10 protein-coding genes are annotated in these 14,779 nt (G+C 57.7%); 7 read left to right on the top strand and 3 right to left on the bottom strand.

Translation table 11 applies throughout. From position 1 onward, the window contains the following. The first annotated feature begins 78 nt into the window (after positions 1 to 78). From xdhA to Q9R35_RS02800, 7 genes are all read left to right on the top strand, one after another. Positions 79 to 1,572, top strand: a complete 1,494-nt coding sequence (gene xdhA, locus Q9R35_RS02830; RefSeq protein WP_210938372.1) for a xanthine dehydrogenase small subunit — start codon at positions 79 to 81, stop codon at positions 1,570 to 1,572. Next, positions 1,572 to 3,899, top strand: coding sequence for a xanthine dehydrogenase molybdopterin binding subunit (gene xdhB, locus Q9R35_RS02825; protein ID WP_311219312.1), 2,328 nt, complete (start codon positions 1,572 to 1,574; stop codon positions 3,897 to 3,899). The genes xdhA and xdhB overlap by 1 nt, the downstream gene beginning before the upstream one ends. Next, the gene (gene xdhC, locus Q9R35_RS02820) at positions 3,896 to 4,864 is read left to right on the top strand and encodes a xanthine dehydrogenase accessory protein XdhC (protein WP_311219311.1); all 969 of its coding nucleotides are present in this window, start codon (positions 3,896 to 3,898) and stop codon (positions 4,862 to 4,864) included. The genes xdhB and xdhC overlap by 4 nt, the downstream gene beginning before the upstream one ends. 24 nt (positions 4,865 to 4,888) lie before the next feature. Further along, positions 4,889 to 6,214, top strand: a complete 1,326-nt coding sequence (guaD, locus tag Q9R35_RS02815) for a guanine deaminase (RefSeq protein ID WP_252605127.1) — start codon at positions 4,889 to 4,891, stop codon at positions 6,212 to 6,214. A gap of 184 nt (positions 6,215 to 6,398) precedes the next feature. Beyond that, positions 6,399 to 7,700 carry an isoprenylcysteine carboxylmethyltransferase family protein gene (locus Q9R35_RS02810; protein ID WP_063690622.1) on the top strand — a complete coding sequence of 434 codons (1,302 nt, stop codon included), beginning with the start codon at positions 6,399 to 6,401 and terminating at the stop codon, positions 7,698 to 7,700. A gap of 59 nt (positions 7,701 to 7,759) precedes the next feature. Further along, a complete protein-coding gene (locus tag Q9R35_RS02805) occupies positions 7,760 to 8,434 on the top strand; it encodes a response regulator transcription factor (RefSeq protein ID WP_063690624.1) in 675 nt (224 codons plus the stop codon). Positions 8,435 to 8,437: 3 nt separating this feature from the next. After that, positions 8,438 to 9,742, top strand: a complete 1,305-nt coding sequence (locus tag Q9R35_RS02800; RefSeq protein ID WP_052362880.1) for a HAMP domain-containing sensor histidine kinase — start codon at positions 8,438 to 8,440, stop codon at positions 9,740 to 9,742. A 221-nt stretch (positions 9,743 to 9,963) separates the two neighbouring features. On the opposite strand, the gene rpoD is transcribed toward Q9R35_RS02800, so the two are convergent. The 3 genes from rpoD to rpsU all read right to left on the bottom strand — a co-directional run bounded on the left by rpoD (position 9,964) and on the right by rpsU (position 14,661). Then, positions 9,964 to 12,186, bottom strand: coding sequence for an RNA polymerase sigma factor RpoD (gene rpoD, locus Q9R35_RS02795; RefSeq protein WP_311219310.1), 2,223 nt, complete (start codon positions 12,184 to 12,186; stop codon positions 9,964 to 9,966). A 259-nt stretch (positions 12,187 to 12,445) separates the two neighbouring features. After that, positions 12,446 to 14,452, bottom strand: a complete 2,007-nt coding sequence (gene dnaG, locus Q9R35_RS02790; protein WP_045930082.1) for a DNA primase — start codon at positions 14,450 to 14,452, stop codon at positions 12,446 to 12,448. Further along, positions 14,449 to 14,661 (bottom strand): 30S ribosomal protein S21, encoded by a 213-nt coding sequence (gene rpsU, locus Q9R35_RS02785; protein WP_003799344.1) that lies wholly within the window; start codon positions 14,659 to 14,661, stop codon positions 14,449 to 14,451. The genes dnaG and rpsU overlap by 4 nt, the downstream gene beginning before the upstream one ends. Positions 14,662 to 14,779 lie beyond the last annotated feature (118 nt).

The raw sequence follows: 14,779 nt of genomic DNA, 5'->3' as shown, positions 1-14,779 counted from the left end.
TGAACATCATTCCAAGCAAATGTTCGCGTCCTAAGCAAATGCTATCTTCGATCCGTAAAAAACCAGTCGAGTGAGATCATGGAGACAAGACCAATTCGTTTTATTTATCGCGGTGAAGTACAGGAAGTGGCACAGGCCCCGACCACGCGAACCGTTTTACAGTATATCCGTGAGGATCTGCACTGCACCGGCACCAAAGAAGGCTGTGCCGAAGGTGATTGCGGCGCCTGCACGGTCATGATTGGCGAACTGGACCAGAACAATCAACTGCAATTGCGCGCCGTCAATGCCTGTATCCAGCTGCTGCCTACGCTGGATGGCAAGGTGCTCTACACCATTGAGGATCTGCGCCAGGACGATGGCACCCTGCACCCGGTGCAGCAAGCCATGGTGGACTGGCACGGCGCCCAGTGCGGCTTTTGTACGCCCGGCTTCATCATGTCGCTGTGGGGCCTGTACATGACGCATTCGCCCGAAGACGGCCCGGTTTCCCGAGAACAGATCGACGATGTGCTCTCGGGCAATCTGTGCCGCTGTACCGGCTACCGCCCCATTATTGATGCGGCCAAGGCCATGCACAGCTATCCGGCTGTCAGCATGGATCGCCAATCCATTGAGAACAAGCTGCGCGCCATTCGTCAGGACGGCATGCTGGCCTATGAATATCAGGGCCAAACCTTCCACGCCCCCCGTACGCTGGACCAGTTGGCCCAGCTGCGTGAGCAATATCCGCAAGCCCGCATTCTGGCTGGCAGCACCGATATTGGCCTGTGGGTGACCAAGCAATTCCGCGATTTGCCGCATCTGATCTATATCGGTCAGGTGGCCGAGCTGCGCGAACTGAAAACCACCGGGGACGATCTTTACATTGGTGCAGGCGTGCTGCTGAACGATGCTTTCGATGCCCTGATCAAAGACCACCCCGAATTGACGGAACTGCGCCAGCGCTTTGCCTCCTTCCCTATCCGCAACGCCGGTACCTTGGGCGGCAACGTGGCCAACGGCTCGCCTATTGGCGACTCCATGCCTGCCCTGATTGCCATGCGTACTCGTGTGGTACTGCGCAAAGGCGCGGTCGAACGCGTCCTGCCTTTGGAGGACCTGTATCTGGCCTACCAGAAAACCGCCATGGAGCCGGGCGAGTTCGTGCAAGGCCTGCTGGTCCCACGCAGCAAGGGCCAATGGCAGTTCCGCACCTACAAGCTGTCCAAGCGTTTCGACCAGGACATTTCTGCCGTGTGTGCCGCCTTTGCCGTGGAGCTGGATAACAAAATCGTCAAACAGGCCCGCATTGCTTTTGGCGGCATGGCGGCCACGCCAAAACGGGCCAGCCACGCTGAACAAGTGCTGCAAGGCCAGGAATGGAATGAAGAAAACGTACAAGCGGCCATGCAGGCGCTGCAACAGGACTACCAGGCCCTGAGCGACATGCGTGCCAGCAGCGAATACCGCAATCAGAGTGCGGCCAATTTGCTGTACCGCTTCTTCCTGGAAACCCACCCTGAACACGCTTTGAGTCCCGCCCAGTTGAATGTCTTTCACCGAGCTCAAGCCAGCCTGGAGACTTTGTGATGAAAATTGACAATATCGACCACCTGAACACCGCTACGGCCCGACGAGTCGGCGTGTCCTTTCTGCACGAGTCCGCAGACCTGCACGTGAGCGGCACCGCCACGTATACCGATGACTTGCCCGAATTGCAGGGCACGGCCCATATTGCGTTGGGCATGTCGGAAAAAGCCCATGCCCGTTTGCTGGAAGTGGATCTGGACGCCGTCCGTCAGGCACCCGGCGTCATTGCGGTCCTGACCGTTGCCGACATTCCCGCCGCCAATAATTGCGGCCCGATTCTGCATGACGATCCGATTCTGGCCGATGGCGTGGTGCATTACTTTGGCCAACCGATTTTTGCGGTGATCGCCAAATCCCACGACCAGGCACGCCGTGCCGCACGCCTGGGCAAAATCACTTATGAAGAGCTGCCTGCCATCCTGACTCCGCAAGAGGCCAAGGCGGCAAACGCCGGTGTTCTGCCCTTGATGAGCCTGAAACAGGGCGACGCCAAGCAAGCACTGGAATCGGCTCCGCACCGCCTGCAAGGCACCTTTCAGTGCAATGGCCAGGAACAGTTTTACCTGGAAGGCCAGATTTCCTACGCCGTGCCCAAGGAATATGGCGCCGTGCACATCTGGTGCTCCACACAGCACCCGTCGGAAATGCAGCAGCTGGTTGCCCACTGTCTGGGCGTTGGTGCGCACAAGGTACACGTGGAATGCCGTCGCATGGGCGGCGGTTTCGGTGGCAAGGAGTCCCAATCAGCCCTGTACGCCTGCGTAGCCAGTGTGGCTGCCGTCAAGCTGCAACGCCCGATCAAGCTGCGCCTTGACCGCGACGACGACTTCATGATTACCGGCAAGCGTCACGGTTTCTATTACGAATACGATATTGGCTACGACGACGAAGGTCGCCTGCTGGGTGCTCGTCTGGACATGACCGCCAACTCGGGCTTTTCCGCCGACTTGTCCGGCCCCGTGGCAACCCGCGCCATCTGTCACTTTGACAATGCCTACTACCTGTCTGATGTAGAGATGAGCGCGCTGTGCGGTCGCACCAATACCCAATCCAACACTGCCTTCCGAGGCTTTGGTGGCCCGCAAGGGGCCTTGGTGATGGAAGTGGCCCTGGACACCATTGCCCGCCGTCTGGGCAAAGATCCGCTGGATGTACGCCGCATCAACTTCTACGGTAAAGAAGACCGTAATGTGACGCCTTACGATCAGACCGTGGTCGATAACGTCATTCACGAGCTGGTGGCCGAGCTAGAAGAAACCAGCGAATACCGTCAGCGTCGTGAGCAGGTTCGTCAATTCAATGCCAGCAGCCCGGTTCTGAAAAAGGGTCTGGCGCTGACTCCGGTGAAATTCGGTATTTCCTTTAACGTGCCCGCCTTTAACCAGGCTGGTGCTCTGGTTCACGTCTATCGTGACGGCACCGTCCTGGTAAACCACGGTGGTACGGAAATGGGCCAGGGCCTGAACACCAAGGTGGCCCAGGTGGTAGCCCATGAACTGGGCCTGAATCTGGAGCACATCCGGGTCACGGCAACCGATACCACCAAAGTAGCCAACACCTCGGCCACCGCCGCGTCCACGGGGACAGACTTGAACGGCAAAGCCGCCCAGGATGCGGCCTACCAGATTCGCCAGCGCCTGACGACGGTGGCGGCCCAACTGTTCTCGGTTGAAGAGTCCAGCGTGAAGTTCGAGCGCGGTCAGGTCGAGATCGGTGACCAGACCATGCCCTTCTTCCAACTGGTGGAACACGCCTACCAGGCCCGTGTCCAGTTATGGTCCGATGGTTTTTACGCCACCCCTGGCCTGCACTGGGACTCCAAAGTCATGAAGGGCAACCCCTTCTACTACTTTTCCTACGGAGCCGCCGTGGCTGAAGTGCTGATCGACACGCTGACCGGAGAGTCCCGTCTGTTGCGTGCCGACGTGCTGCATGATGTAGGCAAATCCATCAATCCGGCCCTGGATATTGGCCAGGTTGAGGGCGCCTTTATTCAAGGCATGGGCTGGCTGACAACAGAAGAGCTGGTGTGGAATGCCCAAGGCAAGCTCACCACGCATGCACCGTCAACCTACAAGATCCCGGCCATCAGCGACTGCCCCATGGACTTCCGCGTCAATCTGTTCGATGGCCGCAACGCCATGGATTCGATTCACCGCTCCAAGGCCGTAGGCGAGCCCCCTTTGCTGCTGCCGTTCTGCGTCTTTAACGCGATACGTGATGCAGTGGCCAGTGTCGGCAACTACCAGATCGAACCCGTGCTGAACGCGCCTGCCACCGCAGAAGCCGTCATGCGGGCTGTCGCCACTATTCGCAAAGCGAAATGAGCAGCTGGCCCTCTCTTGCCCTCGCCCGCATAAAAGCGGGCGAGCGGCTGGTTTTGTGCTCGGTGGCCTTGGCCAAAGGCTCCACCCCGCGCACCGCAGGTACGGCCATGCTGTTCAGTCAAACTGAGCAGTGGCTAACCATTGGTGGCGGGCACCTGGAATGGGTGGCAGCGGAACAGGCGCGTGTCATGCTCGGCCAGCCCTCCGGCCCCGGCTGGAGCATGAGCCGCCTGCCACTGGGCCCCAGTCTGGGCCAGTGTTGCGGCGGGGTCGTTACCTTGCTGTACGAAACCCTGGGTGAGGAAGATCTGAGCTGGCTGCAAGAACTGGACAGCGCCGTGCGGGCCGGTCAGGCAACCAGCCGCCGTTCGCAATTGCTCTCGGACGGCAACAAGCAGGTTGATATCCAAAGCCCTTCGATTGTGGATGAATCCCGGCTGGACTACGACGGCACGCAAAGCGTCTGGATGGAAGACCTGCCGCCCCCTCCTCTGACTATCCTGCTGTTTGGTGCTGGTCACGTGGGAGAGGCGCTGGTGCAGATTCTGGGCACCCTGCCATGCCGGGTTCTGTGGATTGACGAGCGCCCCGAGCTGTTTCCCGATCAGGTGCCCAGCAATGTCAGCCTGGAAATTACCGACATCCCCGATGCCCTGATTGAACAAGCCCCGACCAATAGCTATTTTCTGGTGATGACGCATAATCACGGCCTCGATCTGGCGCTGTGCCAAAAGATCTTGCGCCGGCCCGATACAGCCTATGTGGGCCTGATCGGTTCCATGACCAAACGTCGTCAATTCGAACGTCGCCTGCAGCAACGTGGCATGCCCGAATCTCGTATTCAAGAGCTGGTTTGCCCCATTGGTGTGTCAGGCATCAAGGGCAAGGCCCCTTCAATTATTGCCGTGGCGGTCGCCGCCGAACTGCTGGCCCACGCCTATGAAATGGGCCAGCTCAGTCGCTGATGCGACCTGGACTTCAAGGACACTATGACTACTTCTCTACACTCCGCCTGCGCCTACCGTGCCCAACTGCTGTACTTTGTAGCTGACCCAGCCACGCTGGAGGATCCTTCCGACGCCGTACGCTATCATAGCGACGGTTTATTGCTGGTTAACGAGCAAGGCCAGATTCAGGCCTGTGGTGACTGGTCCGAGCTGTCGCGCACACTGCCTGCGGATACGCAAACAGTGGATCTAAGCGGGAAGATCATCATGCCGGGCATGATCGACACCCACCTGCACTTTCCACAAACCGACATTATTGCTTCCCCCTCCAGCGGCCTGCTGCCATGGCTGGAAACCTACACGTTCCCCGCCGAAGGTCGTTTCGGCGATAGCGAACATGCCCGCGAAGTAGCTGGCGTGTTTCTGGACGAACTGCTACGCAACGGCACCACCACCGCCCTGGTCTACGGCAGTGTGCACCGTCAATCCGTGGATGCCTTCTTTGAAGAAAGCCACGAACGCAATCTGCGCATGATTGCGGGCAAGGTAATGATGGACCGTAACTGTCCGGACTATCTGCAAGATACCGCCGAGTCGGGCGCACGCGATTCAGAAGACCTGATCAAGCGCTGGCACGGCAAGGGCCGTCAACTGTACGCACTGACACCCCGTTTTGCGCCCACCTCCACCCCGGAGCAACTGGCCGCCTGTGGTGAACTGGCCCGCGCCTACCCCGATGTATTTCTGCAAACCCACGTGGCAGAAAACAAGGACGAGATCAAATGGGTGAACGAGCTGTTCCCCAAGAACCGCAGCTACCTGGACGTCTACGATAGCTTCGGATTATTGCGCCCCCGCGCCATCTACGGCCACAGTATTTGGCTGGATGAACAAGATCGTGCCCGCATGCACGATACCGGCAGTATCGCGGCTCATTGCCCCACGTCCAACCTGTTCCTGGCCTCTGGTGTATTCGACTTCCAGGCCATTCGTCAAAGCAAGGTGCTGCACACCCTGGCCACCGATGTGGGCGGCGGCACATCTTTCTCGATGCTGCGCACCATGAACGAGGCCCACAAAGTCGCCCGCCTGAACAGCTACCATCTGACCGCCGCGTCCATGTTTTATATGGCCACCGAAGGGGCCGCCCGCGCCCTGGACATGCAAGGTCAAATCGGTACATTGGCACCCGGTGCAGAGGCCGACTTCATTGTGATGGATCCTAAGGCCACCCCCTTGATGGAGCGACGCAGCACGATGTTGAACTCGCTGGAAGAACAATTATTCATGCTGGCCGTGCTGGGCGATGACCGCTGCATTCAAGCCAGCTACAGCGCAGGCCGCTGCGTGCATCAGCGCGACCACTAGTCAGCGCTGAAATACGTTCCTGACTGGCAGTTCCAATCATTCAAACTGCCGCCAGGAACGTTCCTCCCCCAACACATCCACAAGCGTTCGGCAATTTAACGCGGATTTTACGGTGCCACCGCTACATTGATCTCGTTTGCAAGGAGCCATCCCCGGCTCCCCTGCGTATTGGCGAGATTTCACTATGTCCGGCACATCCACACTGGTGCAACGCAACTCCCTGTTCTATCTGCTGACGCAGGTTGTGGGGGTAAGCTTTCTGTTTCTTTGGCTGGCCAGCCTGACTCAAGACTGGTCCCCGCTCAATCCCTTATTCGCATCCAGTCAGCAAGCGGGCCATATGGCCCATGAAATGAGAGAGGCCCAAGGCCTGCTGACCGGCCTGATTGCCGCTGCCAGTTTGTCCTTTGTCGCCTGGAAACTGCTGCGCTTGCGGGGCCAAGAAGCGTTGCCAAGTAAACGCATTCTGCTCTTGGGCACCAGTCTATTCCTGCTCGTCCCTTTGCTGATGCTGCTCTTGCAACACTCAGTCTCTTCCCGGCATCTGGAGTTTCTCTATCGCTGGATGCCTGGGATCAAGCCGTTGCTGGAAGTGGGAGCCATCGTCGCCGTGGGCGCTGGCCTGCTGCACCTGTATTTTGCCGGTTGGGCCTTGAACCAGGCTCGGCTGCGCTGGGGCGGCCTGCTGGCCGGTTTGCTGTGTGCTTTTTTGCTGGGCCTGCTGGAAGCAGATCAGGAACGCATCAATCTGACGCAGGTATTTGCCTCGCTGGCGATTGTCTGGTTACTGGGAAGCATTGCTTTCTATCCCTTGATCGTGAACCGGAAACGCTGGACGGCCTCCCATAGCGAACGGGCAACGGTCGAACAGGCTTGGGAGCATCTGGCCAGCATTCAGGTACAACGCCGCCGCACCCTGGGAGTGTTTGGTGGCCTGATGATCGTGATTCTGCCTTTCTTCGCCTCCACCTGGGCTGCCAATTCGCTGGTCTTTCAATTCACCCGCATGGCCGGTCTGGGACTGGTCCTGATTGCCGTCCTGGGCCGCTGCTGGTGCATGTTGTATCTGGGCGGACACAAAGGCTCCAGCCTGATCAGCCAAGGCCCCTACTCCATCAGCCGCAACCCGCTATACCTGTTTTCCCTCTGCGCCGTCACCGGCATGGGCGCCCTGTCCGGCAGCCTGCTGCTTGGTCCCGTGCTGGCCCTGTTTGTCTACGCCGTCTTCAACAATGTGATCGACGAAGAACAGGTTCTGCTGCACAAAGTTTTTGGCCAGGATTATCAGGCCTACTGCCAACGTGTCCCTCGTCTGGTGCCGCGCCTGAGCCTGTGGAACAGCCCGACCGAGCTGAAAATCTCCCTGACTGGACTGGCCCGCACCTTGCGCGATGCCTTGCCCTACTTCCTGATCTGGCCCGTCTTTGCCTTGACGCAGTGGCTGCAGATCAATGGCTGGGTCCCCGTACTACTACGCCTACCCTGACTGCCTTGCGGTAAAGTAAGCTGCACAAGAACTGTCCCAACCCTGCGGAACAAGCTGTCATGCGTGTCCTGATTGTCGAAAACGATACGACCATTGCTGAAAACCTGTACACCTACCTGGAGCTTAAAGGCTTTGCGGTTGATGCTGCCTACGATGGCAATGGCGCGCTGGCACTGCTGCAAGATCAGGATTTTGATGCGCTGGTACTGGATCTGGGCCTCCCCGGCCTGGACGGCTTCGGCGTTCTGCAAGCGCTGCGTCAGTCTCGGCAAACTCCCATCCCCACCCTGGTCCTGACTGCCCGCAGCCAGCTGGAGAGCAAGCTCACCGCCTTTGACCTGGGGGCCGACGATTACCTGATCAAGCCCTTTGCCCTCGCCGAGGTCGAAGCCCGACTACGCGCCCTGATGCGCCGCGGCCCGCCACAGGTACAGCACGGCTCACTGCATTGGGGAGGTCTGGAATACAACCTGGATTCCGCATTGGTCCAGGTAAACGGACAAGCGCTGAACTTGAGCTTCAAAGCCCGCCAACTACTGGAAGCCTTCCTGCGTGACCCGCAAGCCATTCTGACGCGTCGAGCACTGGAAAAAACGCTATGGCCCCAAGGTGCCCCCTCACCCGAGGCGCTGCGCAGCCAGATCCACCTCCTGCGTCGCGCCTTGTCCGAGGCAGGTGCCGGCACCATCGAAACCCTGCCCGGCATGGGCTGGCGTCTGCAAGCGGAACACTGAACAATGCGCAAATCCCTGCGTCGCAGCCGCTTCATGAGCACCCTGACCCAACGGGTCTCCTTGGCCTTGACCCTGATTGCCACCTTGCTGGTCATGATCATGGGCGGGCTGGCCTACGTGGCCTTTGCGCGTATGGAAGACGAAATGGTCAATGCCATGCTGGTTTCCTACGCACGCAATCCCACCTTGCTGCCCGACAGCGCCTACGACCGCAGCGAAGCCTTGGGGGCCGAACTGGACAGCTACTGGTTCTTGCCTGGCCAGGCCCTGGATAATCTGCCCGAGTTTGCCCGTGTTCCCGAACCGGGCATTTACGAGTTTCATCTAAGCAGCGACACCTGGCACGTGCTGCGCCAGGACAAGGAGCAAGGTCAGTTGTATCTGGTGTACCGCGCCACCCCTCACGAAGATCGGGTCCGTGAATTCGGCCTGATCCTGATTCTTATCGGGTCAGCAACTATTTTGCTGGTATTTTTGCTGGGCCGCCGTGTCGCTCGCCATGCCGTGGCTCCCATGCTGACTCTGTCTCGCCACCTGGAAAACTGGGCACCGGGCCGCTCCGGCCTGCCAGAACATCAGGACGATGAAGCAGGACGTCTGATCAGGGCCTTTAATCGCATGCAGGAACAAGTGGAAGAACTGCTGACCCACGAGCGAGAGTTCGCCGCCAATCTGGGCCATGAACTACGCACTGGCCTGACGGCCCTACGCAGCGACTGCGAGCTTTTGCTGCTGCAACTGCCCGAAGGCCCGCAACAACAGCGCCTGCAACGCATGATGTCACAAGCTGACGCTGTTACTGCCAGCCTGGATGCTGCAGAAAGCCTTGCCTATACCGCAGAGCGCCATGTGCGCGACGTGGAGGTCCATGAACTGGCCCAGCAAACCTGGCAGGCCGTCGCCTTGCTGGATGCAGATAGCCACAAAGTACGCTGGAGCAACCTGGTGCCCGATACCTTGCTCTACACCCTGGACCCCTATGCCCTGTCCATGCTGCTGCGTATCCTGATGCGCAACGCCATCGACCATGCCGCACCCTGCAAGCTGCAACTAAGCTGGATTGCTCCCTCAGTCCTGGCTTTGCAAGATGACGGCCCGGGCATCGCCAAGCAAGATCAAATCCTGATATTTGAGCGTCACTTCAGCCAGGGCAAACAACTGGCGACAGGGCTGCGCGAAGAAGGCCACAGAGGCATAGGCCTGGCACTGGCACGCCAACTGGCACTGGCCCAGGGCTGGAGCTTGAGCGTGCAAAGTGGGCCGGATGGCAAGGGCTGCATATTCAAGCTGGATCTGGATCCGTCCTGATATCTTGATGCCTTGAAACCGCGATCTTATTTGCGCTAACAGCGTCGCCAAGAGCAACAAAAACCCATTGCAACAGGCAAACCCAAAGAACAAGTCAGCTTGTATCGACAGCAGCGTCCACTCCTTGAAAAGACATTTCACAAGGCCGGGCAATGAGCACAAAAAAACCCGGTCTTTTCAGACCGGGCTTTTTATCTTGCCCAAGCAGACTTGCTAAAGACTTACTGGCTTTCCAGGAAGCTCTTCAGTTTGTCGGCGCGGCTAGGATGACGCAGCTTGCGCAATGCCTTGGCTTCTATTTGACGAATACGCTCACGCGTTACGTCAAACTGCTTGCCCACCTCTTCCAGAGTCTGGTCGGTGCTCATCTCGATACCGAAACGCATACGCAGCACTTTGGCTTCGCGTGGCGTCAGGGAATCCAGGACATCTTTCACCACATCGCGCATGGAACCGTGCAAAGCGGAATCCGATGGCGAAACGGTGTTGTTGTCCTCGATGAAATCGCCCAGGTGGGAATCGTCATCGTCACCGATAGGCGTTTCCATGGAGATAGGCTCTTTGGCGATCTTCAGGATCTTGCGAACCTTGTCCTCGGGCATGTCCATCTTCTGGGCCAGGGTTGCGGGATCGGGCTCAACGCCGGTTTCCTGCAGGATCTGACGATTGATACGGTTCATCTTGTTGATCGTCTCGATCATGTGAACCGGAATACGAATCGTGCGAGCCTGGTCAGCGATCGAACGCGTAATGGCCTGACGAATCCACCACGTTGCGTATGTGGAGAATTTGTAGCCGCGACGGTATTCGAACTTGTCCACTGCCTTCATCAAACCGATATTGCCTTCCTGAATCAGATCCAGGAACTGCAAGCCACGGTTGGTGTACTTCTTGGCAATAGAGATCACCAGACGCAAGTTGGCCTCGGTCATTTCGCGCTTGGCTTTACGTGCCTTGGCTTCACCCGTGGTCATGCGTTTGTTGACTTCTTTCAGGTCCTTCAACGGCAGCACAACACTGGTTTGCAGGTCGATCAGTTTTTGCTGAACTTCCTGAATGGCAGGAATGTGACGTTCCAGAATGGAGCTGTAAGGATGGCCTGCAGCCACCTCCTGCACCACCCAATCCAGATTGGTTTCGTTCCCGGGGAAAGCCTTGATGAAGTGTGCACGTGGCATATCAGCACGATCCACACAGATGGTCAGGATTTCGCGCTCGTGCTGACGCACGATGGCAACCTGCTCACGCATGGTGTCGGCCAGCTTTTCCACCATCTTGGCAGTAAAGCGAATGCCCATGAATTCGTTCAGGATGGTTTCCTGGGCTTGTACATAGCCTGCACTCTTGTAGCCTTCGGACTCGAAGGACACGCGCATCTTGTCAAACCATTCGCCAATGATGTCGAATTTCTTGAGCGACTTGTTGCGCAGGTATTCAATCTGCTTGCTGCTCATGCCGCCGGCTGGACCTTCGTCCTCGTCGTCAGCGGTTACACCGGAACCGGCGTATTCTTCGCCATCATCGTCCACCAGACCGTCAACCACTTCGTCGATCTGCATGACGCCTTCGCGTACACGCTGAACGTAAGCCAGGATCTCGTTAACCGTGGTTGGGCACGCGGCAATCGCCATCACCATGTGCTTCAAGCCATCTTCAATACGCTTGGCGATTTCAATTTCACCTTCGCGGGTCAGCAGTTCCACCGAGCCCATTTCACGCATGTACATACGCACAGGGTCAGTCGTGCGACCGAAGTCAGAGTCCACGGTAGTCAGAGCGGCTTCAGCTTCGTCCTCAACGTCGTCGTCGCTGGATGCCATGGGCGCGTTATCGCTCATGAGCAAGGTGTCAGCGTCGGGAGCCTGGTCGTAAACCGAAATACCCATGTCACTGAAGGTGCCGATAATGCCATCAATGGCTTCGACATCCACCAGATCATCGGGCAGGTGATCGTTGATTTCACTGTAGGTCAGGTAACCGCGGTCCTTGCCCAGCTTGATCAGGGCCTTGAGGCGGTTGCGGCGTGCTTCCTGTTCTTCAGGGCTCAACTGGCCACGTACACCGAAAACGTCTTTTTCGGCTTTGGCGCGCTTGGCACCACGCTTGGCCACCGGCTTGAGATCAGGAATGACCTCTTCTTCGCCCATTTCGTCGTCATCGACAAAGTCGATACCGTCGTTATTGGCATTTTTTGCAGGACGTCCACGGCGACCGCCGGTAGCGGCTTTAGCCGCTGTTTTCTTGGCAGCTGCTTTTTTAGCTACCGTCTTTTTAACAGCCGCCTTTTTAGCTGCCTTTTTGGCAGGCGCTGCGCCTGGCTCTCCACTTTCGTGAAGCTCATCGAGCTCTACCGAGCTTGATGCCCCTGATTTTGCTGTCGCGGCCAAGGTTTTCTTAGCAGACCGAGAGACCGTCGTCGAGGTTTTACCAGTCGTTTGAGTCATATTTTCTTCCATAGACGCCATTTACCCCTGTGGCACTAAATATGTAGCCACCGAGTCGTACAGGCAAGAGCCTGATGATGCGCGTGTCCACAACCGGCTTGCTCCTGGGCGTGTTGCGCGAGCGAACCCTAAGTCATTTAATCCCTGGCTCATGGGCTCAAGGCATAAGGTGGTTCACAATCCGCTAACCCGCCGCATTTGCTCGCGTACCAGTTTTAACCCCCTGGCCGGCCACAAACACAACACATAACCCAATATTTTACTTCACTTGCCGAGTATAAGCAGCATTCAACAAAGCAATACGGCGTGTCAATTCTTGATAACGCTGACGCTGTTCGGGCTCTTGCAAGCCCGTAGCGACCAATGCCGACTGCTCTGCCTTGATCGCATCCAGTTCGATGCGATGCAGCGCATCACGCCATTCGCCTTGGGGATCAGGCAATTCTTCCTCGCCCAAAAGCTCCGTGGCCAGCGCCTCCAGCACAGGGGCCAGATCGGACTCGGGGTCCACGGCCTCCAGCAAAGCGCCTGCATGACGCGCCGAGCTGATATTGCTTAAGGCAATCAGCTCTTGCACTAAACGTAAGTGGGGACTTTGCGCCAAAATTTCAAGTTGTTGATCGCCCAGCTCGCCCACCAAGGTGGGATGCCCAATGAGCAAGCGCAGCAATCGCTTGGCCATGGGGGTCACGGCACGGCTACCCCCCAGGACAGCGCGCTCTTGCCGCTGACGATTATTCTTGCCACCCTTGCCGCGACCTGATGCTGGCCGCTCCTGATATTGCTCCTGAGGCTGCCAATCGGGCTCGTCCTGCCAGCCATCCATAGGCAGGCTGTCGGCAAAAGAGCCGTCAAAACCATCCTCAAACGGGGCCATCTCATCCGTTGCGGGCGCAGGCTGCACCGGTACGGCAGGCCTGGCAACCAGGCCATCTTGCGCCGGTGGCGTGTCGACAACCGGTCGACGCACCGGCTCTACCGTGCTCAGGCGCTGTGCCAGCTCGTCCGGCGTCAACAGCACCATGCGGGCAAATTCATGCTGAATCTGCACTTTCAAGGTACTGTCAGCCAGCTCCAGCAGCAAAGGCAACGCTTCGTGTACGCAGGCCGCACGGCCTTCGGCCTCGTCCATGCGATGGCGAGCCGCCAGCTCATCCAGGAAAAAGCGCGATAAAGCAGCGGCTGCCTGGGCTTGCTCGCGAAACGCTTCCGCGCCGTACTCACGAACAAAAGAATCCGGGTCGTGGTTATCCGCCAGGAACATGAAACGGATGGATACGTCGTCACGAACCAGGGGCAAGCAGGTATTCAAGGCACGCCAGGCGGCTTTGCGCCCTGCCCTGTCGCCATCAAAGCAAAACACCAACCTGTCGCTGGCGCGCATCAGTTTGGTGATGTGGTGTTCAGTAGTCGCGGTGCCCAGAGTCGCTACGGCATTGTGCAAGCCATGTTGCGACAGCGCCACCACGTCCATATAACCTTCAACAATCAGGACAAAGCCTTCTTTGCGTATGCCCTGACGTCCTTCCCACAAGCCGTACAGCTCGTGTCCTTTGGAAAACAGCGTGGTTTCTGGCGAGTTCAGGTACTTGGGCTCGCCTTTTTCGATCAGACGGCCACCAAAGCCAATGATATGGCCCTTGGTACTGCGGATCGGAAACATGACGCGCGAACGAAAACGGTCGTAGCGACGACCATCCTCGGACTCGATCACCAGGCCGGACTCAACCAGTTGCTTGTCTTCGTACTGCGGAAATACAGCCGATAGCCCGCGTCGCTCCGTGCCTGTCCAGCCCAGGCCGAAACGGGCAGCCGTCTCCCCATCCAGACCACGACGTTTCAGGTAGTCGATAGCAATGGGAGATTGTTTTAGCTGACGTAGGTAATGCCCCTGTGCCGTCTCAAGAATATGATGCTGGCGCGATAGTTCGTCTTTACGACGCGCATCGGCAGCACGTTGGCGTGGGGTGCGATCTGCTTCGGGTACAGTCATTCCGACGGACCCAGCCAAGCTGCGTACCGCCTCGGGGAATGAAGCCCCTGTGTGTTCCATCAGGAACGAGATAGCCGATCCGTGAGCGCCACAACCGAAGCAATGATAAAACTGCTTGGTCGGACTGACTGTAAATGAAGGGGATTTTTCGTTGTGAAAAGGGCACAGGCCAAGCAAGTTGGCCCCGCCTTTGCGCAACTGCACATATCGCCCGACGACATCTACGACATCGACACGGGCGAGCAGTTCCTGAACAAAAGATTCAGGGATCAATACAAGCGTGGAGGCAGTTGCTGGCTGCGGATGCGTTTGTAGTGACGCTTCACGGCGGCAGCGTGTTTGCGCTTGCGCTCAGCCGTTGGCTTTTCGTAGAATTCGCGCGAACGCAGCTCGGTCAACAGACCGGTTTTTTCAATAGTGCGTTTGAAGCGGCGCAGAGCAACTTCAAAGGGTTCGTTTTCTTTCAGGCGAACAATGGACATGTAATCCCTGACCTTTGTAAAAAGAGTTAGCGTAACAGATAGCCCAATATGGTAGCACGATTGCAGGCATACACCAAGCAAGGTGCCATTAGGCTATCCACCAATTATCTGAATGCCA

Source organism: Alcaligenes sp. AB3, assembly GCF_031844565.1.
Lineage (GTDB): Bacteria > Pseudomonadota > Gammaproteobacteria > Burkholderiales > Burkholderiaceae_B > Alcaligenes > Alcaligenes faecalis.
This window is presented reverse-complemented; position numbering and strand designations above follow the sequence as displayed.

Coding starts and splice junctions, on each gene's coding strand:
- xdhA (WP_210938372.1), top strand. CDS start 79: ATGGAGACAAGACCAATTCGTTTTATTTATCGCGGTGAAGTACAGGAA.
- xdhB (WP_311219312.1), top strand. CDS start 1,572: ATGAAAATTGACAATATCGACCACCTGAACACCGCTACGGCCCGACGA.
- xdhC (WP_311219311.1), top strand. CDS start 3,896: ATGAGCAGCTGGCCCTCTCTTGCCCTCGCCCGCATAAAAGCGGGCGAG.
- guaD (WP_252605127.1), top strand. CDS start 4,889: ATGACTACTTCTCTACACTCCGCCTGCGCCTACCGTGCCCAACTGCTG.
- Q9R35_RS02810 (WP_063690622.1), top strand. CDS start 6,399: ATGTCCGGCACATCCACACTGGTGCAACGCAACTCCCTGTTCTATCTG.
- Q9R35_RS02805 (WP_063690624.1), top strand. CDS start 7,760: ATGCGTGTCCTGATTGTCGAAAACGATACGACCATTGCTGAAAACCTG.
- Q9R35_RS02800 (WP_052362880.1), top strand. CDS start 8,438: ATGCGCAAATCCCTGCGTCGCAGCCGCTTCATGAGCACCCTGACCCAA.
- rpoD (WP_311219310.1), bottom strand. CDS start 12,186: ATGACTCAAACGACTGGTAAAACCTCGACGACGGTCTCTCGGTCTGCT.
- rpsU (WP_003799344.1), bottom strand. CDS start 14,661: ATGTCCATTGTTCGCCTGAAAGAAAACGAACCCTTTGAAGTTGCTCTG.